The organism is Roseomonas nitratireducens (assembly GCF_017813355.1).
GTDB lineage: Bacteria > Pseudomonadota > Alphaproteobacteria > Acetobacterales > Acetobacteraceae > Neoroseomonas > Neoroseomonas nitratireducens.
In genome coordinates this window covers 387,287-413,154 of sequence record NZ_JAGIYZ010000002.1, presented here as the reverse complement: position 1 = coordinate 413,154, position 25,868 = coordinate 387,287, and the positions used below count along the sequence as shown (strand labels likewise).

The following is a 25,868-nucleotide window of genomic DNA, read 5'->3' as shown; positions in this document are numbered from 1 at the left end:
GTGCCCGTCGGCGATGCGAACTTCCGCGTCACCGCGCCGATCGCCACGCGCGAGGTTCGCGCCATCGCGCGCCTCACCGATGGCAGCCTCGCCCTGATCCTGGCCGACGCCCGATGGCTGACCATCCGCGAGGCGCCGCCGGCCCTGGTCGCGCATCTGAAGGCAGCCGGCGCCAGCGCGGGCTGACCCCCTGCGGTCATCTGGCCGCGCGCGAATGCTGCCGGCACACTCGGCGGCGTGAACCAGCCGACCTTCCACAGCCTCAACCGATGGGATAAGCGCCTCGTCCGCGCTGTCGGCCGGGCCTACCGGCAGAACGGCGCCGAGGGCACGCTGGAGCCGGCGGCGTGGTTCCGCATCCGGGACGCCTACCTCGCCGCCGGGGGCGACCCGGCCATCGCCGCCACCGAGCCCAACGTCATCCTGGCCACGCTGGCGAGGGTCTACCCTGGGTGGCTGTATGAGACGGCCATGGACGCCGAGCAGCCGCACCGGCGCCAGGAGCGCGAGGCGCGGCATGGCCGGAGCCTGGATCGCCTGCGCGCTGTGGTGGGCGAATGGGCGCAGGGCGAGCCGCTGATCCGGATGGTGTGGCTTTTCGGGTCGCGGGCGGTCGGCGACCCTTTCCCTGGCAGCGATGTGGACCTCGCCCTGAGCATAGACCCCGACCCGGCTGTGCGGGCGCAAGGACCGACGGGCCGGGCGGCCGCCGTCTTCCGAACGGAGTGGGACCGGCGGGCGGGCTGGGCTACGGCGCTGGCCTCGCGGCTGGCGCAGCCGGTGGAAGTGTCGGTGCTGGCGAAGGACGACGACTATGTCCGCCCGGCGGTGAAGCGCGAAGGCGTGCTGCTCTACCGGCGCCGGGGTGGTGGCGGCGCTGGGTAGAATTCGGGCACGCTAATCCGGACGCCGGACAGAGGACCACCGTGCACATGACCGAACCCACACCGACGCCCGATCCGCGGGACGAGGCCCTGAACATGCTGGCCCTGCTGTGCGGTCAGATGATGCGGGCGATGCGCAAGTCCGGCGTGATGGGCGAGGGTGATGTGGAAGCCATTCTGGCCGCCATGGAGAACGCGAAGCCAAGTCCGCTCGTCACGCACCTGCTGGATCAGGTGCGGTGGGCGGCCGAGTGGAAGGCGAAGCCGCCCGGCTGACCCCAGCAGGCCCGCCACGGCCGACCACGGCGGGCGCCCTGGGCGCCCGAGGCAACCCAGGGCAGGGCAAGCAGCCCCAGGCGCGCCCAGAGGCCCCCCAGGCCCCCGCCCAGGCGCCGAGGGCGGCCCCAGGGCGGCGGGCGGGCGCTACCGCCAGTGCGGACGTAGGCCGAGCGCGGCGGCGTGGGCGGTCGGCTGGTGCGCTACGGCGAGAAGACCGGCACGTCTATCTCATTGGATCAGCGGTCCCACTCCCAGAACCGCCGGCAGGGTGCATCCCACGAGGTCGCGCGTGATCCGGGATCGAGCGAAGATGATCGATCGCGCGATCTGGTTCACGTCATCATCTGGCCGCGCGGCAAGCCGCCATTCGAGAGGCAGCACGTCCCGTCGCAACAGGCCATCGCGGATGAGTCGCGCCAGTTGCTCGGCCGGTTCAGGAGCAACGAGGAAATAGGCTACCATCATCCATTGCCGAGACGCGTCGGTCCGCTCGGTAGCGCGCTGTGCTTGCCGCAATGCCGTGACAAGGTTGTTGATGTCATTGCGAGAGGCGTGGATGGCATATTCACGCGTTCCGGTAGCCCGGATCCAGCGGTGTAGATCCCCGCTGTTCCGCTCTCGCTCTAGCCACTGTGTCTCGGCTGGCGTGAGCGATGGCACCGCAGCGTGAAGGGCTCGGAGGTCCGCGAGGAAAGTGGTGGCAAAGGAGTTCGGAACGCGAAGGTCTCCCAATGTCGGGTGCACGCAGAAATCATGCGCTTGGCCTCGGGCTTCGTTCACTGGATACGAAAGCGCCAGCGCGGCCACGATAATGCTGCACAGCATCGAGCGAAGGCGCATCGAGAGCCTCTGATCTTCCAAGGTTGTCATGCGAGGTTGGCCAGGGTCTGCGGCGCCGGTCCGTCGCGGTCGCGGGCTGAGGCACCACGGCAGTCGGCGCTGACTTGGGCGATAATGGTGCGCCCCCCGCACTCGGAGCAGCGGAGCCGCCGGGCGATGCCGCGGATGGTCATGGTGCGGCCGAAGCGGGCGATGGCGGGCCGGATGCCGAGATCCACGATGCGATGGCACCCCTGCTCGCCGGCGCAGGAGAAGGAGAGCCAGTAGGCGTCGGTCTGCCAACCCGCCTCGTAGGCGGCGAGCATCAGGGAACCATCCTCGCCCAGGAAGGCGCTGGAGGTGCCGGCATCGTCTGGCAAGCGGCTGCGGCGGGGATGCGGGTCGGGCGCCATGTGTGCAGTCTATTCGGGCGGCGCCATGCCGATGAACCGCAGGAGCGCGTCAGCCACGGTGCCGGTTGCAACGGCCGTCGCCTCTAGGTTGTGCGGATCGATGTGACGGATGCGCTGGGCATAGTCGTCGGTCTGGTCGGTCGTCTTGCGCAGCCGCAACGTGGCATCTGGCGCGTGCCACTGAATGACCGCGTGCGCGAGCAAGTTCCGCCTTTCGATCAACAGCCTGATGTTCCGCAGGATGCTGTCCAGGTCCGAGTGCGCAGGTTCGGGCAGCGGCTTTTGGAGGTCGGTGAGGAGTTTCAGTAGCCTACCCGAGGGCTCTTTGCCGGTCTTGGGATAGCCCTCGCTTGGGCGCCATCCGTTTAGGTGCCAGATCGCCAGTTCCATCGCGTAATCGAGGTGTGACCACGCGACGAAGAACAGGCCGATCTTCGCCAGGGCATCGGTCGGCGGCAGGCTGTTGGGACGATTCGACATGGGCCGACGATATCGGCTCCGTCGTGCAAGATGCACGAGGCGAAGCCGGGCAGGGCAGGGGCAGGCCATCGCCAGGGCGGCCCCACGCGGCCCCAGGCCCCGCCCAGGCGCCGGGCGCCCCCAGGCCCCACAGGCCGCCCCAGGCGCTGGGCGCCCACAGGCCCCACAAGGCCCCCACAGGCCCGCCCAGGGCAGGGGCAGGCGCGCAGGGCGGCGCCACCGGCCTACGGGGCGCCCCCAGGCCCGCCCCAGGCCCCCCGCCCCAGGGCGGCGCCGCCACGGCGGCCCCAGGCGGCCCCAGGCCTTGCCCAGGCCCCCCAGGGCATGCCCAGGGCCGCCCCAGGCGGCCCGGCGGCCGACTGTGTCACGGTTGTGTCAAAGGCCTCTGGGGCGCCGGGCAGAAAATGGCGGAAAACCGCGCGAGGTCCGGAGCGGAATCGAACCGCTGTGGAGGGTTTTGCAGACCCTTGCCTGACCACTCGGCCACCGGACCGCGCGGGCGCCCCGTATCGGCTGCGCGCCCGGCGCGGTCAAGCGGCGGCTTGGCGCCCGCCGCGCCCGGACTCTATAACCGCGCCGGTTGAAGGAAGGCGCAGCACGATGGATTTCGCCGACGCGCGACGGCTGATGGTGGACGGCCAGCTCCGGCCGAACCGGGTGGAGGATCCGCGCATCGTCGCCGCGATGCGCGAATTGCCACGGGAACGCTTCCTGCCGGCGGGCCTCGCCGCGCGTGCCTATGCCGATGCCGATGTGCCGCTGCCGGGCGGGCGGGCCATGCTCAAGCCGCTCGTGCTCGCGCGGCTGGTCCAGCTGGCCGCCGTGAAGCGGGGCGAACGGGCGCTCGTGCTCGCCGCCGGCACCGGCTTCGGCGTGGCGCTGCTGGCCGCGACCGGCGCCACCGTCACGGCGGTCGAGGCGGACCCCGGCCTCATGGCCATCGCCCGCGCCGCGCTGGCCGCCACGGCGGCCCCTGGCGCGGTCACGCTGGTCGAGGCTTCGCCCGGCGAAGGCCATGCCGCCGGCGCGCCCTATGACGCCATCATCATCGAGGGCGGCGTCATGGAGGTGCCGGAGCACCTCGGTGCGCAGCTGGTCGAAGGCGGGCGGCTCGTGGCTATCGGGCTGGCCGGCGGCCCGCCCGGGCGCGCCCTGCTGCTGCGCAAGGCCGGCGGGGCGCTGACGACCACGGTCGAATTCGATGCCCACGCCCCGGCCCTGCCGGGCTTTGCCGGTGCCCCCGCCTTCGCCTTCTGACCCCGCGCGCGCCGCGCCGGTCACGCTTGGACACAATCGGCTCCATCCCTTGGGGTGGCGCCGTTGCGTTGCAGTGCGTTAAGACTTGCGGGATAGGCTTGTGCGGTTGCGCAGGCCGCTTTGGGGGATTGCACACGTGACACCCTGGTTGCGCCGGGCCTTGCTACTTTCCGCCGCGATGGCTCTGCCGCCATCCGGTGCGGCCTGGTCCCAGTCTTTGCAGGAAGCGCTGGCCGCGGCCTACGCGAACAACCCGACCTTGCTTGCCGCCCGCGCCCAGTTGCGCGCGACGGATGAAGAAGTGCCGCGGGCGCTGTCGGGCTGGCGGCCGAGCGTGATCATCTCGGGCGCTGCGGGCTATTCCGACACCACCAACCGCAGCCAGGCCAGCGTGCCGATTCAGCGGGACTTCGCCGGCAATGTCCGGAACGAGGACACGGCGGGGCTGCCCTTCTCGGCCTACACGAACAGTCCGCGCAACACGGGCAGCCTCCAGGCGACCGTCACGCAGCCGATCTATCGCGGCGGCCGCACCACGGCCCAGACGCGTCAGGCGGAGAACGCGGTCTACGCCCAGCGCTCCCGCCTGCTGCAGACCGAGCAGCAGGTGCTGCTCGAATCGGTCGCCGCCTACGTCGCCGTCATCCGCGACCAGGAGGAGGTGCGGCTCAACACCAACAACGTCCAGGTGCTGAACCGCCAGCTGCAGGCGACCAACGAACGCTTCCGCGTCGGCGAGATCACCCGCACCGACGTCGCCCAGGCCGAGGCGCGCCTCGCCCAGGCGCGATTCCAACTCGACCAGGCGCAGGGCAACCTGCAGTCCTCCCGCGCTGTCTTCCTGCGGCTGGTGGGGGTCGAGCCGGCGCGCGTGACCGCGCCGCCGCCGCTCGCCGCCCCCGTCCGTTCCCGCGACGAAGCGGTGCGGCTGGCATCGGACAACAACCCTGCGGTGGTCGCCGCGATGTTCGACGAGGCCTCGGCGCGGGACAACATCGACGTCCAGTTCTCGACGCTGATGCCGCAGGTCAGCGTCAACGCCTCGACCTTCCGCATCGACAACAACGCATCCCGCGGGTCGCGTCAGACCGGCGCGCAGGTCACGGCCAACCTCTCCGTGCCGCTCTACCAGGGCGGCGCCGAGCATGCGGCCGTGCGACAGGCTCGCCAGCAGGCGCAGCGCGCCCGCCAGGCCGTTGACGACGCCCGGCGCCTGTCCGCCCAGCAGGCGACCCAGGCCTGGGAGACGCTCGGCAGCGCCCGGGCGCAGGTGGAAAGCGTGCGCGCGCAGATCCGCGCGCAGGAAATTGCGCTCGACGGCGTGCAGCGGGAAGCGGTGGTCGGCAGCCGCACCACGCTCGACGTGCTGAACGCCGAGCAGGAACTGCTCACCGCGCGCGTGAACCTGGTGCGCTCGCTCGCCACGCTGATCAACGCCTCCTACTCCCTGGCGGCGACGATCGGGCGGCTGACGGCCCAGGACCTGAACCTTCCGGTGCAGGTCTACGACCCGCGCGCCTACTACAACACGGTGCGCGACCGCTGGGCCGGCACGGGCGACTATTCGGACACGGCGCAGCAGGCGCCGACGCCGCAGAGCGCCATCCAGGTCCAGACCCTGCCGCCGCCGTCAGGGCAGCGCCGGCCATGAGCGGGCAGGGCACGCCACCGCCCGGCGCCCCCCCGGGGGGGCCGGCGACCGACCAGTCGATGGAGGATATCCTCGCCTCCATCCGCCGCATCCTGAACGAGGATGAGGTCCCTCCCGCCGCGGTGCCCGACGCCGCCGCGGCGGAGGCCACCCCGGCCGCGACCCCCGACTTCACCCCGCCGCCGGCCGATCCCGGCGATGGCCCCCTCGTCCTGACCGAGGACATGATGGTGGGCGGCCCGCCGGAGAGCGAGCCGCCCGTCGCACCGCCGCCCGAGCCGCCGGTCCTCGTTGCCGAGCCCCCGCCGCCTCCGCCGCCACCCGAACCGCAGGCCGCCCCCCCCGCGCTCTCGGCCGACGCGCTGCTCGCCCCGGCGGTGGCCGCCGCCGCCGCGGCCTCCGTGAGCCAACTCGTCCGCGCCGTGGCAAACGAACGCGGCTCCGCCGTGCATCGCGGCGGGCCGAGCATCGAGGATGTGGTGCGGGAGGAACTTCGCCCGCTGCTCAAGGAATGGCTCGACCAGCACCTGCCGGCAATCGTCGATCGGCTGGTGCGGTCCGAGATCGAGCGCGTGGTGGGCCGCGCCCTGTCCTGACGCCGTCGCCCGGCCGGGTCAGTCCGGCCGGATGTTGTTCTCGCGCACCACCTGCGCCCAGGTCGCCATCTGCGTGTCGAGGAAGGCGCCGAAGGCCTCCGGCGTCGAGCCCACCACGTCGATGCCCAGCGGGCCCGAAAGCCGCGCCCGGACCTCCGTCACCGCCAGCGCCTTGGCCAGCGCGGCGTGGAAGCGCCGCAGCACCGCCTCCGGCACACCCGCGCGGCCGATCATCGCCCACCAGGCGAGCGAATCGATGCCGGGGATGCCGGATTCCGCGACCGTCGGCAGGTCCGGGAACAGGGCGGACCGCCGCGCGCCGGTCTGGGCCAGCGGGCGGAGCGTGACGCCGACCTGCCCGCCGAGCCCGGCATTGGTCGCCATCGGCATGTCGAGTTCGCCGGCCGCGGCCGCCGCGCTCATCGGGCCGCCGCCGCGATAGGGCACGTGCACAACGCGGAAATCGCCGGCCTTCTGCATCAGCGACATGGTCAGGTGCGCGAGCGAGCCGTTGCCGATCGATCCGTAGGTGATGGTGTCCGGCCGCGCCTTCGCCGCCGCGACCACGTCCTGCAGGCTGCGCCAGGGCCGCGAATTGTGCGTCGTGACGAGCATGGGAGAGGTGCCCACCAGCATCACGGGGACGACGTCCCGCCGCGTGTCGAAGCCGGGATTGGCGATCAGCGCCGGGTTCACCGCATGGGTGTCGAACACCATCGCCCAGGTCTGGCCGTCTGCCGGGCTGCGCGCCAGCGCCGCGGTGCCGATCGCGCCCGAGGCGCCGGGACGGTTCTCGATGACGACCGGCACGCCGAGGTCGACCGAGAGATGCGGCTGGAGGAGCCGGGTGATGGTGTCCACCGACCCGCCGGGCGGGAAGGGGGCGATGATGCGGATGGGCCCGGAGGGCCATGGCGCCTGCGCCAGCGCCGGGCGGGCGAGGGTGGCGGCGGCGAGGCCGAGGAGGATGCGGCGGCTGGTCATGGTCGTTTCCCCTGCTGCCGCCCGCTTAGCCCGCGGGCATCCGCCCGTCCAACGCTCCGCCACCCTTGACGCGGGGGCGGCGGGCAGGGAAGGGATGCCGCCATGCTCGACAAGTCCTTCGACCCCGCCGCGATCGAACAGCGCCTGTATCAGGGCTGGGAAGCCTCGGGCGCCTTTTCGGCCGACCCGTCCTCCCCGGCGAAGCCCTTCACCATCATGATCCCGCCGCCCAACGTCACGGGCAGCCTCCATATCGGGCATGCGCTCGACAACACGCTGCAGGACGTGTTGATCCGCTGGCGCCGTATGCAGGGCCGCGACGCGCTGTGGCAGCCGGGCACCGACCACGCCGGCATCGCGACGCAGATGGTGGTGGAACGGCTGCTCGCGCAGCAGGGCGGTCCCGACCGCCGGGCCATGGGGCGCGAGGCCTTCCTCAACCGGGTCTGGGAGTGGAAGGCGGAAAGCGGGGGGACCATTACGCGCCAGCTGCGCCGCCTCGGCGCCTCGCTCGACTGGCCGCGCGAACGCTTCACGATGGATGAGGGCCTGTCCGACGCGGTGCGGGAGGTCTTCGTGCGCCTGTACCGGGAGGGCCTGCTCTACCGTGACCGGCGCCTGGTGAACTGGGACCCGAAGTTCCTCACCGCCATCTCCGACCTCGAGGTCGAGAGCAAGGAGGTGAAGGGCAGCCTGTGGCACCTGCGCTACCCGGTGGAGGGCGAGCCCGGCCGCTTCCTCGTGGTCGCGACGACGCGGCCGGAGACGATGCTCGGCGACACCGCCGTCGCGGTGCATCCCGAGGATGAGCGCTTCCGCGACCTGGTCGGCAAGCGCGTCATCCTGCCGCTCACGGGGCGCGCCATTCCCGTGGTGGCGGACGAATACTCCGACCCCGAGAAGGGCTCGGGGGCGGTGAAGATCACGCCGGCGCACGACTTCAACGACTTCGAGGTCGGCCGCCGGCACGCGCTCGGCATGCCCTCCGTGCTCGATGCCGAAGGGCGGGTGATGCTCGATGAGATCGCCGCGTCCATGGTGGCGGTGGACGGCGTCGCGGACCTCGACTTCGTCCGCGGCCTCGCCGGCCAGGACCGCTTCGCGGCGCGGAAGGCGATCGTGGCGCGGCTCGAGGAGATGGAGCTGCTCGAGAAGATCGAGCCGCACACCCACATGGTCCCGCATGGCGACCGGTCCGGCGTGCCGATCGAGCCCCGCCTGACCATGCAGTGGTACGTCGACGCCAAGACGCTGGCGCAGCCGGCGATCAAGGCGGTCGAGACCGGTCAGACCGTGTTCACGCCGCGCCAGTGGGAAAACACCTTCTTCGCCTGGATGCGCGACATCCAGCCCTGGTGCGTGTCCCGCCAGCTCTGGTGGGGCCACCAGATCCCGGCCTGGTACGCGCCGGATGGCGAGGTCTTCGTCGCGCACACCGCCGAGGAAGCGGCCGCGCAGGCGCGGGAGAAGTTCGGCCGCGATGTCGAGCTGACGCGCGACGAGGACGTGCTCGACACCTGGTTCAGCAGCGCGCTCTGGCCCTTCAGCACCATCGGCTGGCCGGAGAAGACGCCGGAACTGGCCAAGTACTACCCCGGCGACGTGCTGGTGACGGGCTTCGACATCATCTTCTTCTGGGTCGCCCGGATGATAATGATGGGTATCCACTTCATGGGGGAGGTGCCCTTCCGCACGGTCTGCATCCACGGCCTGGTGCGCGACGAGAAGGGGCAGAAGATGTCCAAGTCGCGCGGCAACGTGATGGACCCGCTGGAACTGATCGACGTGCACGGCGCCGATGCGGTGCGCTTCACGCTCTGCGCCCTGGCCGGACCGGGCAGGGACATCAAGCTGTCCAAGCAGCGGATCGAGGGCTACCGCGCCTTCGCCACCAAGATCTGGAACGCGTCGCGCTTCTGCGAGATGAACGGTATCGCGCCGCGCGCGGATTTCGACCCGGCCTCGGCCAGGCTGCCGCTGTCGCGCTGGATCCTCGATGCCGCGAATGCGGCGCTCGCCGATGCGAATGCGGCGCTCGAGGCTTTCCGCTTCGACGACTACGCGCTGGCCTGCTACCGCTTCACCTGGAACGGCTTCTGCGACTGGTTCCTGGAATTCGCCAAGCCCGTCCTCAACGGCCCGGACGGGCCGGAGAAGGAGGAGGTGAAGGGCGCGGCGCAGCACGTCCTCGGCACCATCCTGCGGATGCTGCATCCGGCGATGCCCTTCATCACCGAGGAACTCTGGCATCGCATGGGCTATGGCGCCGAAGGCAGCCTGATCCGCGCGCCCTGGCCGGAGGCCGTGCCGGTGGAAGGAGCCGCCGAGGCGCGGGCCGAGCTCGACTGGGTGGTGCGGCTGGTCTCGGAGGTCCGCACCGTGCGCTCCGAGATGAACGTCGCACCTTCCATCACCGTGCCGCTGCTCCTCTCCGGCGCGTCGGGCGAAAGCCTCGCGCGCGCGGCGCGCTGGTCGGACGCGATCTGCCGGCTCGGCCGCGCCACCGAGATCCGCGCGCTGGACGGCGAGGCCCCAAGAGGTGCGGTGCAGGCGGTGGTGGGCGAGGCGACGATCATGCTGCCGCTGGCCGATGTCATCGACCTGGCCGCCGAGCGCGCGCGCCTGGCCAAGGAGCGCGCGCGCATCGCCGGCGAGGCCGCCAAGACCGAGGCCAAGCTCGGCAGCGACGTCTTCGTCTCCCGCGCGCCGGAGGAGATCGTGCAGGAGATGCGCGACCGCCTCGAGGCCCAGCAGACCGAGATGGCGCGCCTCGATGCCGCCATGGCGCGCATCGCGGGCTGATCGCCGATGTTCGACAGCGCCACGCTCAACCTGTTCGCCGCCATCACCATCTTCGTGGTGGCGACGGTCAAGGGGCGTGACCTCATCGCCGGCCGCCGTCTCGGCGGGTTCGTGCTGACGACGGCGATGGCGCAATCCATTTCGGGGCTGGCGGGCATCGGCCTTGCCATCCTCTACCTGCTCGCGGTCGGCTGAGGACCGCCAAACAAGGGAGATGCCGGAATGACCGCCTGGGACAAGTCGCGCCTGCCGAGCCGCCACACCACGATGGGCCCGGAACGCGCGCCGCACCGGTCCTACTACTACGCGATGGGCCTGACGAAGGAGGAGATCGAGCAGCCGCTGGTCGGCGTCGCCTCCTGCTGGAACGAGGCCGCGCCCTGCAACATCGCGCTGTCCCGCCAGGCGCAGGCGGCGAAGGTGGGCGTGAAGGCCGCGGGGGCCACGCCGCGCGAGTTCACGACCATCACGGTGACCGACGGCATCGCCATGGGGCACCAGTCGATGAAGTCCTCGCTCGCCTCGCGCGAAGCGATCGCGGATTCGATCGAGCTGACCATGCGCGGGCATTGCTACGACGCGCTGGTCGGCATCGCGGGCTGCGACAAGTCGCTGCCGGGCGTGATGATGTCCATGATCCGGCTGAACGTGCCGAGCGTGTTCATGTACGGCGGCTCGATCATGCCGGGGAAGCACCACGGGCGCGACGTGACCGTGCTCGACGTGTTCGAGGCCGTCGGCCAGCACGCCGCGGGCAACATGAGCGATGACGAGCTCGATGAGCTCGAGCGCCATGCCTGCCCGGGGGCCGGCGCCTGCGGCGGTCAGTTCACAGCCAACACCATGGCCTGCGTCTCCGAGATGATCGGCCTCGCGCTGCCCTTTTCCGCCGGCGCGCCGGCGCCGGACGAGGATCGCGACCGCTGGGCCATCGAATCGGGCAAGGCGGTGGTGGAACTCATCCGCCGCAACATCCGCCCGCGCGACATCGTCACCCTCGACAGCCTGCACAACGCGGCCGCCATCGTCGGCGCCACGGGCGGGTCCACCAACGCCGCGCTGCACCTGCCCGCCATGGCGCATGAGGCGGGCATCCGCTTCACGCTGCAGGATGTCGCGGAGATCATGCGCAAGACGCCGCACATCGCCGACCTGAAGCCGGGCGGGCGGTATGTCGCGGCCGACGTGCACCGGATCGGCGGCGTGCCGGTCATCATCAAGGCGCTGCTCGAAGGCGGCTACGTGAAGGGCGATTGCCTGACCGTCACGGGCAAGACCATCGCCGAGAATCACCGGGAGGTGATCGTGCCCTCCGGCCAGGACGTCGTGCGGCCCTGCTCCGACCCGATCAGCCCGATCGGCGGCGTCGTCGCGCTGCACGGCAACCTCGCCCCGGAAGGTGCGATCGTGAAGATCGCCGGGATGAAGACCCTGCGCTTCGAGGGCACCGCGCTGTGCTTCGACTGCGAGGAGGATGCCTTCAAGGCGGTGGAGGAGCGCGCCTACAAGGCGGGCGACGTCGTCATCGTCCGCTACGAGGGCCCCAAGGGCGGGCCGGGCATGCGGGAGATGCTGTCGACCACCAGCGCGATCTACGGCCAGGGCATGGGCGACAAGGTTGCGCTGATCACCGATGGCCGCTTCAGCGGTGCTACGCGCGGCTTCTGCATCGGCCATGTCGGCCCGGAAGCGGCGGTGGGCGGCCCGATCGCGCTGCTGCAGAACGGCGACCGCATCGTGATCGACGCCGAGGCCGGCACCATCGACATGATCGTGCCGGAGGAGGAGATCGCCCGCCGCCGCGCCGCCTGGAAGGCCCGCGGGCACGACTACAATTCCGGCGCGCTGTGGAAGTACGCGCAGCTTGTCGGGCCGGCCTATCTCGGCGCCGTCACGAACCCGGGCGGGGCCGCCGAGACGCACTGCTACGCCGACCAATAAGGCAAGTTACACTTCGAGAGCCATGCGCCCGCCACGCGGCGGGTGCATCCCTTCCGGCGGCGGCGAAAAACGCATCGCCGCGCCGGAGGACCAAGATGACGAAGCATCGCCTGCTGCTGCCCATCCTGGCCGCGCTCGGCCTAGCGGGCTGCGTCGCATATCCCGCACCGGTCTATGGGCCGCCGCCGCGGGCGGTCTATGCTGGCCCGCCGCCGGCCTACTACGCCCCGCCGCACCATTATCGCCGCTGGCATCATGCCCCGCGCTGCGATCGCTGGGGACGGTGCTGGGGCGGCTGAGCCCGCGCCGCCGGCGGCACAGGAGGACGCCATGCGCCTGATCGCCTGCGCCGCTGCCCTGACGCTCGCCGGCTGCGCCATCTATCCGGATGGCAGGATCGGGCCGCTGCCGCCTGCCCCGCCGGCCGGCATCTATGCCCCGGCGCCCGCGCCGCTCGCCTATGCGCCGCCGGCCTACGGGTATGGCGACGCGCCTGGGGTGCCGATCTACGTCGTCCCGCAGGCCCCGCCGCCGGTGGCGGTCTATCCGTCCTTCGGCATCGGACTCGGCTGGGGCTGGGGCGGCGGGTATTGGGGCGGGCCCTACCGCCGCCACTACCGGCACTGGTAGGCGTCAGCGCAGCGTCGCGATGACCGGGGTGTGGTCGGAAGGCTGCGCCTCACCCCGCGGCATGGTGTCGACCTCGCAGGACTCAAGCCGTTCGGCGAGATCCGCGCTGAGCAGCACATGGTCGATGCGCAGGCCGCGATTGATCTCGAAGGCCGCGCCGTAGTCCCAGTAGGTGAACAGCGTTTCCGCCGGATGCAGCGCCCGCAGCGCGTCGGTCAGGCCCAGATGCGTCAGTGCGCGGAAACGGGCGCGGCTTTCCGGGCGCACCAGCGCGTCCGTCGGCGGCAGCGCGCCGGGCGCGAGGTCCGCATCGGTCGGGCAGACATTGAAGTCGCCGAGGATCGCGAAGGGGATGAAGGCGTCGAGCCTGTCCTGCGCCACCGCCCGCAGGCGGTCCATCCAGCCGAGCTTGTAGGCGAAGCCGGCCTCGCCCCCGGAATTGCCGTTCGGCAGGTAGATGCCCGCGGCCTGCATGCCGCCCGCGCGGACCTCGATGTAGCGGGCCTGGCTGTCCTCGGCGTCGCCGGGCAGCGCTTCGGCGACGACCTCGAAGGGAACGCGCGCGATGACCGCCACGCCGTTCCGCCCGCCTTGCTGCCCGACGGCGTGGGTGCGGTAACCCAGCGCCTCGAACTCCATCGCCGGCACCTGTTCGGCCGTGCAGCGCGTCTCCTGCAGGAACAGCAGGTCCGGCGTCTGGCGTTCGAGGAAGCGCGCGACATGCCCCGCGCGCTGGCGGATGGAATTCACGTTGAACGTGGCGATCTTCAAGGCGCGGTCGCTCCCTGCGGAGTCAGTCCCCAACGGGCAGAAAAGGGAGGGGGCGCGGGGAAGGTTCTCCTCCCCTGCTCTTCCCGTCAGCCGACCGAGAACGACGTCCCGCACCCGCAGGCCGACACCGCCTGGGGATTGCGGATGGCGAAATGCGCCCCGATCAGTTCCTCCGCCCAGTCCAGTTCGGCCCCCGCGAGGAGGTCGAGCGAGACAGGATCGACGAAGACCCGCCCGGGGCCATCGCCGAAGACGAGGTCCTCCTCGGCCGCGGCCTCCTCGATCCCGAACCGGTACTGGAAGCCGGAGCATCCCCCGGCCTCGACCGCGAGGCGCAGCCCCGCGCCGGGCTTGCCCTCGCGCGCCGCGATCTCGGCGATCTGGGCGCGGGCGCGGTCGGTGACGCGGAAAGCGGGCGGGGTGCTGGTGCCGTCGGGCATTGCGGTGACTCCTCAGGCCCGAACATAGGCGATCCGCGGCCCGCTTCCAACGCGCCTCGCCGGGTGCTACGGCCCCGGCCATGGTTCTCGCGCCCTATGCCGTCCGGCCCGAGACCTCCCGCGGCCGGCTCTATCCGGAGGCGGGGGGCGATCTGCGCTCGCCCTTCCAGCGGGACCGGGACCGCATCATCCATGCAACGGCGTTCCGGCGCCTGCAGTACAAGACGCAGGTCTTCATCTACCACGAGGGCGACCATTTCCGGACGCGCCTGACGCATTCCATCGAGGTCGCGCAGATCGCGCGGTCGATCGCCCGCCTGCTGGCGCTGGACGAGGACCTTGCCGAGGCGCTCGCGCTCGCGCACGACCTGGGCCACCCGCCCTTCGGCCATGCGGGTGAGGATGCGCTGAACGCGGCGATGAAGCCCTATGGCGGCTTCGACCACAACGCCCAGTCGCTCAAGGCCGTGACGCTGCTGGAAGCGCGCTATGGCGGCTTCGACGGGCTGAACCTGACCTGGGAGACGCTGGAGGGGCTGGCCAAGCACAACGGCCCGCTGCGGCGCCCGGCGCCCTACATCGCCGAATACGATGCGCGGCATCCGCTCGACCTTGCTAGCCATGCGAGCGCGGAGGCGCAGGTCGCGGCACTTGCCGACGACATCGCCTACAACAACCACGACCTCGACGACGGGCTGCGCGCGCGGCTGTTCACGCTGGAGGACGTCGCGGCGCTGCCGCTGGTGGGCGATGCGCTGGCCGAGGCCCAGGCCGCGTCGCCCGACGCGCCGCCCGAGCGCCTAGCGGCGGAGGCGATCCGGCGCGTCATCAACCGCATGGTCGGCGACGTGGTCGCCGAATCCCGCCGCCGCATCGCGGCCCTGGCGCCGGACAGCGTGGCCGCGATCCGCGCCGCGCCGCGCCCCGTCGTCGCCTTCTCCGACCAGATGGTCGAGGCGAACCACGCGGTGCGGGAATTCCTGTTCCACCGGATGTACCGCCACTGGCGCGTCAACCGCACCATGGCGAAATCGAAGCGGGTGGTGCAGATGCTGTTCAGCCTGCTGCATGGCGGGCCGCAGATGCTGCCGCCGGTCTGGCGCGACCGGGCGGGAGAGGCCGGGACCCCGGCCTGCGCCCGCGTGGTGTGCGACTACATCGCCGGCATGACCGACCGCTACGCGCTGGAGGAACACCGGCGCCTGACCGACCCCGACATTCCTGGCTGAGTACCCCATGACCGAGAACATCTTCACCCTGCTGACGCAGGAGGTGCGCGGCGCGCTCACGGGCCTGGTGCCGGACCTGCCTGCCGAGGCGCTCGCCCGCGTGCAGGTCGAGCCCCCGCGCGATGCCGCGCATGGCGACATGGCGACGAACGCCGCGCTGGTCGCAGCCAAGCCCGCGCGCATGCCGCCGCAGAAGCTCGCCGCCGCGCTGTCCGAGCGCCTGCTCGCCCTGCCGATGGTGACGGAAGCGGTCCCCGCGGGCCCGGGCTTCGTCAACCTGCGCCTGCGCGAGGATTTTCTCCGCGGGCAGGTCCCGGCGGTGCTCCGCGCCGGCGAATCCTACGGCGACAGCCGGGCCGGCGGTGGCCTGCGGGTGAATGTCGAATACGTCTCGGCCAACCCGACGGGGCCGATGCATGTCGGGCATTGCCGCGGCGCCGTCGTGGGCGATGCGCTCGCCAACCTGATGGCCAAGGCCGGCTTCGCGGTGACGAAGGAATACTACGTCAACGACGCCGGCAACCAGGTCGCGGCACTCGGCTGGGCGGCCTATTGGCGCTACCTGCGCGCCGTCACGCTCGATGCCGACGAGTGGAACGCGGAGGCGACGGAACGCCGCTTCGGCGTCGCGCTGCAGTATCGCGGCGACTACCTCGTCGCGGTCGGGGAGGCGCTGGCCGAGCGCTACGGCGCCTCCCTGGTCGCGCAGCAGATCGCGCCGGGCATGCTGGGCGCGGAGGAGACCGTCTCCGCCTACGCCCCGGCGCTCGAGCGCGGATGGCTCGTGCGCACCGCCTGGCTCGACACCTGCCGGGAGACGGCGGTCGCGATGATGATGGCCGAGATCCGGGAGGACCTCGCGCTGCTCGGCGTGACGCAGGACGTGTTCCTCAGCGAGCGCGCGCTGGTCGAGGCCGGCGCGGTGGAAGGCGCGGTGCGCCTGATGCACGACAAGGGCCTGATCTACGAAGGCGTGCTGGAACCGCCCAAGGGCAAGACGCCGGACGATTGGGAACCGCGCCCGCAGACGCTGTTCCGCGCGACCGATTTCGGCGACGACGTGGACCGCCCGCTGCGCAAGTCCGACGGGTCGAACACCTACTTCGCCAACGACATCGCCTGCCACGCGGACAAGATCGGGCGCGGGCACGAATTGCTGATCGACGTGTGGGGCGCCGACCATGGCGGCTATGTCAGCCGCATGCAGGCGGCGGTGCGCGCGGTGTCGGACGGCAAGGTGCCGCTCGAGGTCGTGCTCTGCCAGATCGTGCATGTGATGAAGGCGGGCGAACCCGTCCGCATGTCGAAGCGCGCCGGCACCTATGTGACGCTGCGCGACCTGATCGAGGAAGTGGGCCGCGACGCGGTGCGCTTCACCATGCTGACGCGCAAGTCCGATGCGCAGATGGAATTCGACGTCGACAAGGTGGTGGAGCAGTCGCGCGACAACCCGGTCTTCTACGTGCAGTACGCCCATGCGCGCTGCCGGTCCGTGCTGCGCCAGGCGGGCGACCCCGGGGTGGGGGATCTGGCGGCCGCGCCGCTCGATGCGCTGACCGATGCGGCGGAAATGGCGCTGATCCGGCGCATCGCGACCTGGCCCCGGACGGTGGAATCGGCGGCCCTGGCGCGGGAGCCGCACCGGATCGCCTTTTATCTTCAGGACTTGGCGGCGGACTTTCATGTATTGTGGAACCGTGGTCGTGACGACTCGACGCTGCGCTTCATCCGCGCGGAGGAGCCGGAAGCGACCCGGGCCCGGCTGGCCCTCGTCGCGGCGACCGCGACGGTGATCCGGTCGGGTCTCGGCGTCATGGGGGTGACGCCGGTGGAGGAGATGCGCTGAGGGCTCGCCCACAGGCCCTCCTCGGCACGGGGGGTGCGGCGTGAGCGAAGTGCATGTTCCATCCTATCGGCTCCGGCCGCCCGAGCAGGGCGGGCCGCCTTGGCGGATGCTCGCGGTCGGCGGCGGCATCGCCGCGGTCGTCGCGGTCGTCGGCGCGCTGGCCTGGGGGATCACCCGCGCCAGCGGCCCGCGCAGCGTCCCGCTGATCGAGGCGGACCCGCGGCCCATCAAGGTCCGCCCGGACGATCCGGGCGGGCTGCGCGTGCCGAACCAGGACGAGTTGATCTTCGAGCGCAACCGCGGGTCCAACGCCCAGCCGGGGGCGGCGCGGCTCGGGCCCGAGCCCGAGGGCCCGCGCATCGATGCGCTGCGCGCGCAGGTCGCCCAGCCGAACCCGCCGCCCGCCGCGGCCCCGGCCCCACAGGCACCGCAGGCAGCCGGGCGCCCCGGGGCCGCCCCGCCGGCAGCGACGCCCCAGGCTTCGGCGCCCCAGGCCGCGGCACCCCAGTCCGCAGCGCCGCCGCCTGCCGCGCAGCAGGCCGCGCGCCCGGCGCCGGCGCCGGGCGGCACCGTGCGTGTGCAGCTCGGCGCGTTGGCGTCCGAGGAGGCGGCGCGGGCCGAATGGGACCGTCTGGCGCGCCGCCATGCCGACCTTCTTGGCGCCTTCCGCCCGCAGGTCGTGCGGTTCGAGCGCGAGGGGCAGCCGCCCCTGTTCCGGTTGCGCACTGGCGGCTTCGCGAGCGCGGAGGCGGCACGCGAATTCTGCGAGCAGGCGCGCGGCCGCAGCCTTCCGTGCACCGTGGTCCGCTGACGGCGCGGGGGGATTGCACGTGACACGGGCCGCGATCGTCGGCCTGTCGGGACCTCTCCTGACAGGACAGGAAGCGGCGCTGCTGCAGCGCTTTCGCCCGGCGGGCGTCATCCTCTTCGCGCGGAACGTCTCGCACCCGATGCAGCTGCGCGCGCTGACCCGCGACGTGCGCGACATCCTCGGGCCGGACGCTTCGATCCTGGTGGACCAGGAAGGCGGGCGGGTCGCCCGCCTCCGGCCGCCCTACTGGGAGGCCTTCCCGGCGGCGATGGCGTTCGAGGGCGCGGCCGCGCCGGTGGTCACGGCGAATGCGACGCTGCTCGGCGCCGCCTGCGTGGCGGAGGGGCTCGACGTGGTCTGCGCCCCGGTGCTCGACCTGCGGATCCCGGGCGCGCATGGGGTCATCGGCGACCGGTCGCTCTCGGCCGACCCCGCCGAGGTGTCGCGCCTCGGCGCCGCCTGGGTGGCGGGGCTGCAGGCGGGCGGGGCCATTCCGGTCGTCAAGCACATACCCGGCCATGGGCGCGCGCTGGCGGACAGCCATCATGAGCTGCCGCGCGTCTCGGCGAGCCGCGCCGAACTCGCGGCGGACATCGAGCCCTTCGCCGCCCTGGCCGCCTCCGGCGCCTGGGCCATGACGGCCCATGTGCTCTACGAGGCCTGGGACAGGAACCTGCCCGCCACCATCTCACCGACCGTGATACGCGACGTGATCCGGGGCGAGATCGGCTTCGACGGGGTGCTGGTGACCGATGACCTCGCCATGGGGGCGCTCACGGGCACCTCGAACGACCTTGCCGGGGCGTCGCTCTCGGCCGGTTGCGACCTTGTGCTCCACTGCACCGGGCGGCTCGCCGACAGTGCCGCGATCCTGGCCGACTGCCCGCCGCTGACCGACCGCGCCGCCGAAAGGCTCGCGGCCGCGCGCGCCGTGCGCGGGGCGATGGCCACGCGCGACGCGGTGGCGCTGCGGGCGCTGCGCGATGCCGCGATGCGGCCCATGGTGGCCGTCGCCGGCGCCGATCCGACCGCGCGGGACGCCTGATGCCCGACTGGCTGCCGGAAGCCGCGGCGGCGGTGCTCGCCGCCGTGCTCGCCATCACGCTGCATGAGGCCGCGCACGGCTATGCGGCGCTGGCGCTGGGCGACGACACGGCGAAGCGGCTGGGGCGCATCAGCCTCAATCCGCTGCGGCATGTGGACCCGGTCGGCACGCTGCTGCTGCCCGGGCTGATGGTGGCCGGCCAGTTGCTGGCGCTCGGGCGGGTGGAGGCGCTGTTCGGCTGGGCCAAGCCCGTGCCCGTGGATATCTTCCGGTTGCGCAGCCCGCGCTGGGGGATGGTGCTGGTCGCCGCCGCCGGACCGGCCGTGAACGCCGCGCTGGCGGTGGCAGCCGCGCTGCTGGCCCACCTTGTGCTGGCCGGGCAGGGGCTGATGGGCCCCGAACTCATGGAATTCCTGATGCGTTTCGTGGGGTTGTCGATCCTCGCGAACCTGGTGCTCGGGCTCTTCAACCTGCTGCCGCTGCCGCCGCTCGATGGCGGGCGGATCATGGTCGGCATCCTGCCGCGGGCGCCGGCCCTGGCGCTCGCCCGCGTCGAGCCCTATGGGCTGCTCATCGTGATCCTGGTCCTGTTCATCGCCCCGCTGGCGGTGCCCGGCTGGGACCCGATGGGGGTCTTCGTGCGGGAAGTGGTCGCGCCCGCCTTCAACCTCGTTCTCCTGCTGACCGGGCATGGAGGGGGCCGATGAGCGAGTCGCTGCACCTGCGCCTCGATGGCTTCGAGGGGCCGCTCGACCTGCTGCTGGAACTCGCCCGCGCCCAGAAGGTGGACGTGGCGCGGATCTCGATCGTCGCGCTGGTGGACCAGTATCTCGCGGTGATCGAGGGGGCGCGGCGTATCCGGCTGGAACTTGCCGCCGACTGGCTGGTGATGGCCGCCTGGCTCGCCTGGCTGAAATCCCGCCTGCTCGTCCCGCCGGAGGAAGCCGAGGGCGAGGATGCCGAGGCGCTGGCGGAACAACTGGCCGACCGGCTGGCGGAACTCGGGCGGATGCGCGCCGCGGCGCTCTGGCTCAACCGCCGGCCCTGGCTCGGGCATGACGTGTTTGCCCGTGGCGCGCCGGAAAGCCTGAAGGTCGAGGACCGGTCCGGGCTTTCGGCCGACCTGTCCTCCCTGCTGCAGGCCTATGTGGCGGGGCGGCGCCGGGCGCTTGCCCGCCGGCCCTACCGGCCGAAGCCCCGCAAGCTGCTGACGGTGCAGGAGGCGATCGAGCGCCTGACCCGCCTTGTCGGCGCGCTGCCCTCCTGGTCCGTGCTGCAGGGCTTCCTGCCGGACGGCATCCTGGACCCCGTCGAGCGCCGGGCGGCCCTTGCCAGCACGCTCGTGGCAGGCTTGGAGATGGCCCGCGGCGGCGGGATCGAATTGCGCCAGGAGGAAGCCTTCGGCCCCATCCTGCTCCGCCGCCGGACGGAGGAGGGTGCGACGGATGAGCGGGGTGCCTGAGGAGCGGGCGGAGGAGGAGGGCGCGGCCGCGTCCGCCGCCGATCCGATGCCCGACGCCGGCGCGGCCTCAGAGCCCGCCCCGGTGGCCGCGGACGCGCCCGCCGAAACCGTGCCCGAGGCACCCGACGGCCCGCCCGACCCCGCCCTGCTGGCGGAGGCGGTGCGGATCGCCGAGGCGCTGATCTTCGCCTCCGAGCGTCCGGTCACGGCCATGATGCTCGCCGCCCTGATGCCGGAGGGCGTGCCCGCCGCCGCCGCGCTGGCCGCGCTCGCGGACCTCTACGAAGGGCGCGGCGTGACGCTGGTGGAGGTTGCCGGCGGGTGGGCCTTCCGCACCGCGCCGGACCTCGCCCAGCGGCTGACCAAGGTGGTGCAGGCGCCGCGCCGCCTGCCGCGCGCGGCGATGGAGGCGCTGTCCGTCGTCGCCTACCACCAGCCCTGCACGCGCGGCGAGATCGAGGAGATCCGCGGCGCCGCGCTGGCGCAGAGCACGCTGGAAGCCCTGCTGGAACTCGGTCTGATCGCCCCGCGCGGACGGCGGGAGGTGCCGGGGCGCCCGACCTTGTGGGGCACCACGCCGAAATTCCTCGAGCAGTTCGGCCTGAAGGCGCTGTCGGACCTGCCGCGGAAGGAAGAACTCGTGACGGGCGAGACCGCCCCCGCCCTGCCCCTGGACGGCGCGCCGCCGGCGGCCGAGGAGGCGGATGCCCCCGCCGGCCCCGATTCCGCCGCCGACGAGCCGCCGCCGGCGCCATGACGTTCCTTCGCGCCCGCGCGGCCGGCGCCTGAGGGACGGGGCAGGATGACTCTCAGCTTCCACGGCATCCACCACGCCTACGGCGCGCGGGAGGTGCTGCGCGGCATCGACCTGTCCGTCGCGGCGGGGGAGATCGTCTGCCTGCTCGGCGCCTCAGGCTGCGGCAAGACGACGCTGCTGCGGCTTGCCGCGGGGCTCGAGCCGCTGCAGGCCGGGCGGATCGAACTGGCGGGGCAGGTGATCGCCGAGCCGGGGCGGGAGGTGCCGCCGGAACGGCGCGGCGTCGGCTTCGTGTTCCAGGACTATGCGCTGTTCCCGCACCTGACGGTCGCCGAGAACGTGGCCTTCGGCCTGCGATTCGCGCCGAAGGGGGAACGCGGCTGGCGGGTGATGGACGCGCTGGCGCGCGTCGGGCTCGAATCATACCAGAGCGCCTTCCCGCACATGCTGTCGGGCGGGCAGCAGCAGCGCGTCGCCCTGGCGCGCGCATTGGCGCCGCGGCCGGCCGTGCTGCTGCTGGACGAGGCCTTCGCGAGCCTCGACGCCCGGCTGCGCGAACAGGTGCGCGACGACACGCTGCATGTGCTCCAGACCTCGGGAATCGCGACGCTGCTCGTCACCCATGACGCGGAGGAGGCGATGTTCATGGGCGACCGCATCGCCCTGATGCGGGAAGGGCGGATCATCCAGCTCGGTGAGCCCGAGGCGCTCTATTTCGGCCCGGTGGACCGCTATGTCGCGACCTTCCTGGGGGAGGTGAACCGCCTGCCGACGCGGGTCCAGGCGGGGGCGGCGGCGACGCCGCTCGGCCGGCTGCCCGCGCCAGGCTTCGGGGAAGGCAGCGCGGTCGAGGTGCTGGTGCGCCCCGAGGGGCTGCGCCTGGGCGGGGAGGCGTCGGCGGAGGCCGAGGTGGAGGCCTGCCGGCTGCTCGGCGCCACCACCCTGGTCCACCTCGCCATGCCCGACGGGGTGGGCGGGTTGCTGCATCTTCATGCCCGGCTGCCCCCGGGGCGGCGGCTGGCGCGGGGCGAAAGGGTGACGGTCGCGATTGATCCCGAACGGGCCTTCGTGTTTCCGCCCGAGGCTTCCTAGATAAGGGGGAGCCGCATTGGCGGCGCGTCGGCTTCCTGCTAACGGGGCGTCCCCCGATGGCAGAGGAGCCGGGGGACAAGGGAGCGCATGCTGGACCTCGCCTGGTCGGAGATCGCCTTGATTGCCGTGGTGGCGCTCGTCGTCATCGGGCCCAAGGACCTGCCCGACGCCATCAAGGGTGTCGCCAAGGGGATTCAGTCCCTGCGGCGCAAGGTTAGCGAGTTTCAGCAGCAGGCTGACGAGTTGGTGCGCGAGGCGAAGCTCGAGGACGTGCGCAACCAGATCGCGGATGTGCGCAACACCATCAGCGACATCCGCAACTTCGACATCAAGGGCACGATCGAGAAGACGGTCGATTCCGACGGCACGGTGCGCAAGGCCTTCGAGGACCCGATGAAGGACGCCTACGTCCCGCCGGTCTACACGCCGCCGCCCGTGCCGGAGAACGCGCCGGCCTTCGTGCCGCCCGACGTGGCGCGCTGGGCCGCGCCGCCGCCGCCGCCCGAACCGCCCAGCGTTCCGGCGCCGGCCTTCGTGCCGCCATCGACGCCGGCGCCCATCGCCTCGGCCTTGCCGCCGCTGCCTGACGCGCCGGCGCCACCGGTTGTCGCCGAACCCGCCGCCGCGCCCGCCGCGAAGCCGGCGGCCACCACCACGCCGAGCGTCTGAGGGGACCGGCGCCTTGGCCACCAACACCGACGAAGACGTCATCGACGACAAGCCGATGCCGCTGATGGACCACCTGCGGGAACTGCGGCAGCGGGTCCTGTGGGCGGTCGGCGCCTTCATCATCGCCTTCGCCGTCTGCTACTACTTCTCGCAGCAGATCTACGCCTTCCTGGCGCAGCCGCTGGCCGACATCCTGGCCAAGCAGCCGAACGCGCCCGACCGGCGCATGATCTTCACCCAGCTGTACGAGGCCTTCTTCACCTACCTGAAGGTCGCCTTCTTCGGCGCGGTGTTCTTCAGCTTCCCGATGTGGGCGACGCAGCTGTGGCTGTTCGTCGCGCCCGGCCTGTATCGCAGCGAGAAGCGGGCGATCCTGCCTTTCCTGGTCGCGTCGCCCTTCCTGTTCCTGCTGGGCGCGGCGCTCGCCTACTACTTCATCTTCCCGCTGGCCTGGCAGTTCTTCATTTCGTTCGAGACGCCGGCCGGGTCCGGCGGCATCCCGGTGCAGCTGGAAGCCAAGGTGGGCGAGTACCTCTCGCTCGTCATGCACATGATCCTGGCCTTCGGGATCGCGTTCCAGTTGCCGGTGCTGCTCACGCTGCTCTGCCGCGTCGGCATCCTGAACGTGGAGACGCTGCGCAAGGGCCGGCGCTACGCGATCGTCATCATGTTCGTGGTCGCGGCGATCATCACCCCGCCGGACATCATCAGCCAGATCGGCTTGGCGGTGCCGCTGATCCTGCTCTACGAGATCTCGATCCTGGCGGCGCGGTGGATGGCGCCGAAGCCGAACGACGACGCGAGGTAGGGACGGTCGGCCATGCATGACATCAAGGCGGTGCGGGCGGACCCCGCGGCGTTCGACGCGGCGTTGGCGCGGCGGGGGATGCCGCCCGTGGCTGCGGCGATCCTGGCGCATGACGAGGCGCGCCGCGCCGCCCAGACCGCCCAGCAGGAAAAGCAGGCCCGGCGCAACGCCATCGCCAAGGAAATCGGCATGGCCAAGCGCCAGGGCGGCGACACCGCCGCGCTGGAAGCCGAGGCGGTCGGCCTGCGCGACGAGATGGCGGCGCTCGACGCCGCCGCGGCCGAGGCCGAGCGCGGCCAGACGGGCCTGCTGGAAGCCCTGCCCAACCTGCTCGACGCCGAGGTTCCTGAAGGGCGCGACGAGACCGCCAATGTCGTCCTGCACCAGCAGGGCGAGATCCCGGACTTCCCCTTCGCCCCGAAGCAGCATTTCGAGATCGGCGAGGCGCTCGGCCTGATGGATTTCGGCACGGCGGCGAAGCTCGCCGGCAGCCGCTTCACGGTGCTGAAGGGCCCGCTCGCGCGGCTCGAGCGCGCGCTCGGCCAATGGATGATCAGCCTGCACACCGAGGCGCATGGCTACACCGAGACCTCGGTCCCGCTGCTGGTCAACGACGCGACCATGTACGGGACGGGGCAACTGCCGAAATTCGCCGACGACCTGTTCCGCACCACCGATGGCCGCTGGCTGGTGCCGACGGCCGAGGTGCCGCTGACCAATTTCGCGCGCGACGAGATCATCCTCGAGGCCGACCTGCCGATCCGGCTGACCGCGCTGACGCCCTGCTTCCGCAGCGAGGCCGGCAGCGCCGGTCGCGACGTGCGGGGCATGCTGCGCCAGCACCAGTTCGCCAAGGTCGAACTCGTTTCCGTCACCACGGCCGAGGAGAGCGCCGCCGAGCATGAGCGCATGACGCGCTGCGCGGAGCGCGTGCTGACCGACCTCGGCCTGACCTGGCGCCGCGTGATGCTCTGCGCGGGCGACACCGGCTTCGGCGCGGCGCGCACCTACGACCTCGAGGTCTGGCTGCCTGGGCAGGGCGCCTGGCGGGAGATCTCGTCCTGCTCGAACTGCCGGGACTTCCAGGCGCGGCGGATGAACGGGCGCTACCGGCCGAAGGAAGGCAAGGGGACGGTCTTCCTGCACACGCTGAACGGGTCCGGCGTCGCGGTCGGCCGCGCCCTGATCGCGGTGCTCGAGACATTCCAGCAGGAAGACGGCAGCGTGCGCGTCCCCGACGTGCTGCTGCCCTTCATGGGTGGGATCAGCCGGATCGGCTGACCCCGCGTCCGGTCAGGCGTCGATCTTCACGCCGAGGCGCCCGGCCAGGTCCAGGATGAACTGCCAGGCGACGCGGCCCGAACGCCCGCCGCGGGTGACCGACCATTCGATCGCCTGGGCGTGGAGTTCCTCGGTCGTGACGGGCAGGCCGAAATGCGCGGCATAGCCCTCGATCATCGCGAAGAAGGTCGACTGGTCGGCGTTGTGGAAACCGATCCAGAGGCCGAAGCGGTCCGACAGCGAGACCTTCTCCTCGATCGCCTCCGAGCCGTGGATGGCGGTCGAGCGCTCGTTCTCGATCATGTCGCGCGACATCAGGTGCCGGCGGTTGGACGTCGCGTAGAACAACACATTGGGCGGCCGGCCCTCGATGCCGCCGTCCAGCACCGATTTCAGGGCCTTGTAGTCCGCGTCCTCCCGCTCGAAGGACAGGTCGTCGCAGAACACCAGGCAGCGGCGCGGCTGGGCGCGGAGCTGGCCGAGCAGGTCCGGCAGGGTGCGGATGTCCTCCCGGTGGATCTCGATCAGCGCGAGGGAGCCGGGGATCTCGGCATTGGCCGCGGCGTGCGCCGCCTTGGCCAGGGAGGACTTCCCCGTGCCGCGCGCGCCCCAGAGCATGGCGTTGTTCGCCGTGAAGCCGCGCGCGAAGCGCAGCGTGTTCTCCATCAGCAGGTCCTTCTGCCGGTCCACGCCGCGCAGCAGCCCGAGCGGCACGGCCGCGACCTTCGGCACGGGGGCGAGGTGCGGCCGCGGGACCGGGTGCCAGACGAAGGCATCGGCGACCGTCAGGTCGAGCGCGCCGGCCGGCGGCGGGGCCAGGCGCTCGAGCGCCTCGGCGATGCGGGTCAGGGTGGGCAGCAGGGCATGGTCGGTCATGGCCGCGCGGAATAGGCCGGGACGCCGCCGGCGGGAAGGGCCTGC

29 protein-coding genes and 1 tRNA gene are annotated in these 25,868 nt (G+C 71.9%); 22 read left to right on the top strand and 8 right to left on the bottom strand.

Annotated elements, in window-relative coordinates:
- The 3 genes from J5Y09_RS04395 to J5Y09_RS04385 all read left to right on the top strand — a co-directional run.
- Positions 1–186: hypothetical protein (locus tag J5Y09_RS04395; RefSeq protein ID WP_209350508.1), on the top strand; the 186-nt coding region annotated here is incomplete at its 5' end.
- Positions 187–237: 51 nt separating this feature from the next.
- Positions 238–885: a nucleotidyltransferase family protein gene (locus J5Y09_RS24705; protein ID WP_209350507.1), complete on the top strand. Its 648-nt coding sequence runs from the start codon at positions 238–240 to the stop codon at positions 883–885.
- Positions 886–932: 47 nt separating this feature from the next.
- Entirely contained in the window at positions 933–1,160 is a 228-nt protein-coding gene (locus tag J5Y09_RS04385) for a hypothetical protein (RefSeq protein ID WP_209350506.1), read from the top strand.
- 231 nt (positions 1,161–1,391) lie between these two features.
- On the opposite strand, the gene J5Y09_RS04380 is transcribed toward J5Y09_RS04385, so the two are convergent.
- The 4 genes from J5Y09_RS04380 to J5Y09_RS04365 form a co-directional block, all read right to left on the bottom strand.
- Positions 1,392–2,033, bottom strand: a complete 642-nt coding sequence (locus tag J5Y09_RS04380) for a hypothetical protein (RefSeq protein ID WP_209350505.1) — start codon at positions 2,031–2,033, stop codon at positions 1,392–1,394.
- The gene (locus tag J5Y09_RS04375; protein WP_209350504.1) at positions 2,030–2,395 is read right to left on the bottom strand and encodes a hypothetical protein; all 366 of its coding nucleotides are present in this window, start codon (positions 2,393–2,395) and stop codon (positions 2,030–2,032) included. Before J5Y09_RS04375 ends, J5Y09_RS04380 begins: the two co-directional genes overlap by 4 nt.
- 9 nt (positions 2,396–2,404) lie before the next feature.
- Entirely contained in the window at positions 2,405–2,875 is a 471-nt protein-coding gene (locus J5Y09_RS04370; RefSeq protein ID WP_209350503.1) for a hypothetical protein, read from the bottom strand.
- A 422-nt stretch (positions 2,876–3,297) separates the two neighbouring features.
- Positions 3,298–3,368, bottom strand: a tRNA-Cys gene (locus tag J5Y09_RS04365).
- A 107-nt stretch (positions 3,369–3,475) separates the two neighbouring features.
- Here J5Y09_RS04365 and J5Y09_RS04360 point away from each other — a divergent pair.
- The 3 genes from J5Y09_RS04360 (at position 3,476) to J5Y09_RS04350 (ending at position 6,379) form a co-directional block, all read left to right on the top strand.
- Positions 3,476–4,132: a protein-L-isoaspartate O-methyltransferase family protein gene (locus J5Y09_RS04360; protein ID WP_209350502.1), complete on the top strand. Its 657-nt coding sequence runs from the start codon at positions 3,476–3,478 to the stop codon at positions 4,130–4,132.
- Positions 4,133–4,268: 136 nt separating this feature from the next.
- Positions 4,269–5,783: a TolC family outer membrane protein gene (locus J5Y09_RS04355; protein WP_342451408.1), complete on the top strand. Its 1,515-nt coding sequence runs from the start codon at positions 4,269–4,271 to the stop codon at positions 5,781–5,783.
- Positions 5,780–6,379, top strand: a complete 600-nt coding sequence (locus tag J5Y09_RS04350; protein WP_245216801.1) for a DUF2497 domain-containing protein — start codon at positions 5,780–5,782, stop codon at positions 6,377–6,379. Before J5Y09_RS04355 ends, J5Y09_RS04350 begins: the two co-directional genes overlap by 4 nt.
- An 18-nt stretch (positions 6,380–6,397) precedes the next feature.
- Here J5Y09_RS04350 and J5Y09_RS04345 read toward each other — a convergent pair whose 3' ends face one another.
- Positions 6,398–7,363 (bottom strand): tripartite tricarboxylate transporter substrate binding protein, encoded by a 966-nt coding sequence (locus tag J5Y09_RS04345; RefSeq protein ID WP_209350501.1) that lies wholly within the window; start codon positions 7,361–7,363, stop codon positions 6,398–6,400.
- A 102-nt stretch (positions 7,364–7,465) separates the two neighbouring features.
- Between J5Y09_RS04345 and J5Y09_RS04340 the strand changes: the two genes are divergently transcribed.
- The 5 genes from J5Y09_RS04340 (at position 7,466) to J5Y09_RS04320 (ending at position 12,736) form a co-directional block, all read left to right on the top strand.
- Positions 7,466–10,165 (top strand): valine--tRNA ligase, encoded by a 2,700-nt coding sequence (locus tag J5Y09_RS04340; RefSeq protein WP_209350500.1) that lies wholly within the window; start codon positions 7,466–7,468, stop codon positions 10,163–10,165.
- A gap of 6 nt (positions 10,166–10,171) precedes the next feature.
- On the top strand, positions 10,172–10,360 hold the full coding sequence (locus tag J5Y09_RS04335) for a hypothetical protein (protein WP_209350499.1): 189 nt from the start codon (positions 10,172–10,174) through the stop codon (positions 10,358–10,360).
- Positions 10,361–10,387: 27 nt separating this feature from the next.
- Complete coding sequence (ilvD, locus tag J5Y09_RS04330; protein WP_209350498.1) at positions 10,388–12,106, top strand: dihydroxy-acid dehydratase; 1,719 nt, start codon at positions 10,388–10,390, stop codon at positions 12,104–12,106.
- Positions 12,107–12,201: 95 nt separating this feature from the next.
- Entirely contained in the window at positions 12,202–12,405 is a 204-nt protein-coding gene (locus J5Y09_RS04325; RefSeq protein ID WP_209350540.1) for a hypothetical protein, read from the top strand.
- A gap of 31 nt (positions 12,406–12,436) precedes the next feature.
- Entirely contained in the window at positions 12,437–12,736 is a 300-nt protein-coding gene (locus tag J5Y09_RS04320) for a hypothetical protein (RefSeq protein ID WP_209350497.1), read from the top strand.
- Between the two features lie 3 nt (positions 12,737–12,739).
- Here the strand turns inward: J5Y09_RS04320 and J5Y09_RS04315 are convergent, their stop codons facing one another.
- Complete coding sequence (locus tag J5Y09_RS04315; protein ID WP_209350496.1) at positions 12,740–13,507, bottom strand: exodeoxyribonuclease III; 768 nt, start codon at positions 13,505–13,507, stop codon at positions 12,740–12,742.
- An 86-nt stretch (positions 13,508–13,593) separates the two neighbouring features.
- Positions 13,594–13,947: a HesB/IscA family protein gene (locus J5Y09_RS04310; RefSeq protein ID WP_209350495.1), complete on the bottom strand. Its 354-nt coding sequence runs from the start codon at positions 13,945–13,947 to the stop codon at positions 13,594–13,596.
- Between the two features lie 80 nt (positions 13,948–14,027).
- Between J5Y09_RS04310 and J5Y09_RS04305 the strand changes: the two genes are divergently transcribed.
- The 11 genes from J5Y09_RS04305 to serS all read left to right on the top strand — a co-directional run bounded on the left by J5Y09_RS04305 (position 14,028) and on the right by serS (position 24,947).
- A complete protein-coding gene (locus J5Y09_RS04305) occupies positions 14,028–15,176 on the top strand; it encodes a deoxyguanosinetriphosphate triphosphohydrolase (RefSeq protein WP_209350494.1) in 1,149 nt (382 codons plus the stop codon).
- Positions 15,177–15,183: 7 nt separating this feature from the next.
- Positions 15,184–17,022 carry an arginine--tRNA ligase gene (gene argS / locus J5Y09_RS04300; RefSeq protein WP_209350493.1) on the top strand — a complete coding sequence of 613 codons (1,839 nt, stop codon included), beginning with the start codon at positions 15,184–15,186 and terminating at the stop codon, positions 17,020–17,022.
- Positions 17,023–17,062: 40 nt separating this feature from the next.
- On the top strand, positions 17,063–17,833 hold the full coding sequence (locus J5Y09_RS04295) for an SPOR domain-containing protein (RefSeq protein WP_209350492.1): 771 nt from the start codon (positions 17,063–17,065) through the stop codon (positions 17,831–17,833).
- A gap of 19 nt (positions 17,834–17,852) precedes the next feature.
- On the top strand, positions 17,853–18,878 hold the full coding sequence (nagZ, locus tag J5Y09_RS04290; RefSeq protein WP_342451407.1) for a beta-N-acetylhexosaminidase: 1,026 nt from the start codon (positions 17,853–17,855) through the stop codon (positions 18,876–18,878).
- Positions 18,878–19,585, top strand: a complete 708-nt coding sequence (locus J5Y09_RS04285) for a site-2 protease family protein (protein ID WP_209350490.1) — start codon at positions 18,878–18,880, stop codon at positions 19,583–19,585. The genes nagZ and J5Y09_RS04285 overlap by 1 nt, the downstream gene beginning before the upstream one ends.
- Complete coding sequence (locus J5Y09_RS04280) at positions 19,582–20,340, top strand: segregation and condensation protein A (protein ID WP_198378727.1); 759 nt, start codon at positions 19,582–19,584, stop codon at positions 20,338–20,340. The genes J5Y09_RS04285 and J5Y09_RS04280 overlap by 4 nt, the downstream gene beginning before the upstream one ends.
- Positions 20,324–21,097 carry an SMC-Scp complex subunit ScpB gene (scpB, locus tag J5Y09_RS04275; RefSeq protein WP_245216799.1) on the top strand — a complete coding sequence of 258 codons (774 nt, stop codon included), beginning with the start codon at positions 20,324–20,326 and terminating at the stop codon, positions 21,095–21,097. The genes J5Y09_RS04280 and scpB overlap by 17 nt, the downstream gene beginning before the upstream one ends.
- Before the next feature lie 45 nt (positions 21,098–21,142).
- A complete protein-coding gene (locus tag J5Y09_RS04270) occupies positions 21,143–22,189 on the top strand; it encodes an ABC transporter ATP-binding protein (protein ID WP_209350489.1) in 1,047 nt (348 codons plus the stop codon).
- Between the two features lie 87 nt (positions 22,190–22,276).
- Positions 22,277–22,858 (top strand): Sec-independent protein translocase protein TatB, encoded by a 582-nt coding sequence (tatB, locus tag J5Y09_RS24535; RefSeq protein WP_209350488.1) that lies wholly within the window; start codon positions 22,277–22,279, stop codon positions 22,856–22,858.
- Between the two features lie 55 nt (positions 22,859–22,913).
- The gene (gene tatC / locus J5Y09_RS04260; RefSeq protein ID WP_209350536.1) at positions 22,914–23,666 is read left to right on the top strand and encodes a twin-arginine translocase subunit TatC; all 753 of its coding nucleotides are present in this window, start codon (positions 22,914–22,916) and stop codon (positions 23,664–23,666) included.
- 12 nt (positions 23,667–23,678) lie between these two features.
- Positions 23,679–24,947 (top strand): serine--tRNA ligase, encoded by a 1,269-nt coding sequence (gene serS / locus J5Y09_RS04255; RefSeq protein ID WP_209350487.1) that lies wholly within the window; start codon positions 23,679–23,681, stop codon positions 24,945–24,947.
- A 12-nt stretch (positions 24,948–24,959) separates the two neighbouring features.
- Here the strand turns inward: serS and J5Y09_RS04250 are convergent, their stop codons facing one another.
- On the bottom strand, positions 24,960–25,823 hold the full coding sequence (locus tag J5Y09_RS04250; RefSeq protein WP_209350486.1) for an ATP-binding protein: 864 nt from the start codon (positions 25,821–25,823) through the stop codon (positions 24,960–24,962).
- Positions 25,824–25,868 lie beyond the last annotated feature (45 nt).

Coding starts and splice junctions, on each gene's coding strand:
- J5Y09_RS04325 (WP_209350540.1), top strand. CDS start 12,202: ATGACGAAGCATCGCCTGCTGCTGCCCATCCTGGCCGCGCTCGGCCTA.
- J5Y09_RS04370 (WP_209350503.1), bottom strand. CDS start 2,875: ATGTCGAATCGTCCCAACAGCCTGCCGCCGACCGATGCCCTGGCGAAG.
- tatB (WP_209350488.1), top strand. CDS start 22,277: ATGCTGGACCTCGCCTGGTCGGAGATCGCCTTGATTGCCGTGGTGGCG.
- J5Y09_RS04375 (WP_209350504.1), bottom strand. CDS start 2,395: ATGGCGCCCGACCCGCATCCCCGCCGCAGCCGCTTGCCAGACGATGCC.
- scpB (WP_245216799.1), top strand. CDS start 20,324: ATGAGCGGGGTGCCTGAGGAGCGGGCGGAGGAGGAGGGCGCGGCCGCG.
- ilvD (WP_209350498.1), top strand. CDS start 10,388: ATGACCGCCTGGGACAAGTCGCGCCTGCCGAGCCGCCACACCACGATG.
- J5Y09_RS04335 (WP_209350499.1), top strand. CDS start 10,172: ATGTTCGACAGCGCCACGCTCAACCTGTTCGCCGCCATCACCATCTTC.
- J5Y09_RS04340 (WP_209350500.1), top strand. CDS start 7,466: ATGCTCGACAAGTCCTTCGACCCCGCCGCGATCGAACAGCGCCTGTAT.
- tatC (WP_209350536.1), top strand. CDS start 22,914: ATGCCGCTGATGGACCACCTGCGGGAACTGCGGCAGCGGGTCCTGTGG.
- J5Y09_RS04270 (WP_209350489.1), top strand. CDS start 21,143: ATGACTCTCAGCTTCCACGGCATCCACCACGCCTACGGCGCGCGGGAG.
- J5Y09_RS04385 (WP_209350506.1), top strand. CDS start 933: ATGACCGAACCCACACCGACGCCCGATCCGCGGGACGAGGCCCTGAAC.
- J5Y09_RS04350 (WP_245216801.1), top strand. CDS start 5,780: ATGAGCGGGCAGGGCACGCCACCGCCCGGCGCCCCCCCGGGGGGGCCG.
- J5Y09_RS04345 (WP_209350501.1), bottom strand. CDS start 7,363: ATGACCAGCCGCCGCATCCTCCTCGGCCTCGCCGCCGCCACCCTCGCC.
- J5Y09_RS04305 (WP_209350494.1), top strand. CDS start 14,028: ATGGTTCTCGCGCCCTATGCCGTCCGGCCCGAGACCTCCCGCGGCCGG.
- J5Y09_RS04360 (WP_209350502.1), top strand. CDS start 3,476: ATGGATTTCGCCGACGCGCGACGGCTGATGGTGGACGGCCAGCTCCGG.
- serS (WP_209350487.1), top strand. CDS start 23,679: ATGCATGACATCAAGGCGGTGCGGGCGGACCCCGCGGCGTTCGACGCG.
- J5Y09_RS04310 (WP_209350495.1), bottom strand. CDS start 13,947: ATGCCCGACGGCACCAGCACCCCGCCCGCTTTCCGCGTCACCGACCGC.
- J5Y09_RS04250 (WP_209350486.1), bottom strand. CDS start 25,823: ATGACCGACCATGCCCTGCTGCCCACCCTGACCCGCATCGCCGAGGCG.
- J5Y09_RS04380 (WP_209350505.1), bottom strand. CDS start 2,033: ATGACAACCTTGGAAGATCAGAGGCTCTCGATGCGCCTTCGCTCGATG.
- J5Y09_RS04280 (WP_198378727.1), top strand. CDS start 19,582: ATGAGCGAGTCGCTGCACCTGCGCCTCGATGGCTTCGAGGGGCCGCTC.
- argS (WP_209350493.1), top strand. CDS start 15,184: ATGACCGAGAACATCTTCACCCTGCTGACGCAGGAGGTGCGCGGCGCG.
- J5Y09_RS04285 (WP_209350490.1), top strand. CDS start 18,878: ATGCCCGACTGGCTGCCGGAAGCCGCGGCGGCGGTGCTCGCCGCCGTG.
- J5Y09_RS04320 (WP_209350497.1), top strand. CDS start 12,437: ATGCGCCTGATCGCCTGCGCCGCTGCCCTGACGCTCGCCGGCTGCGCC.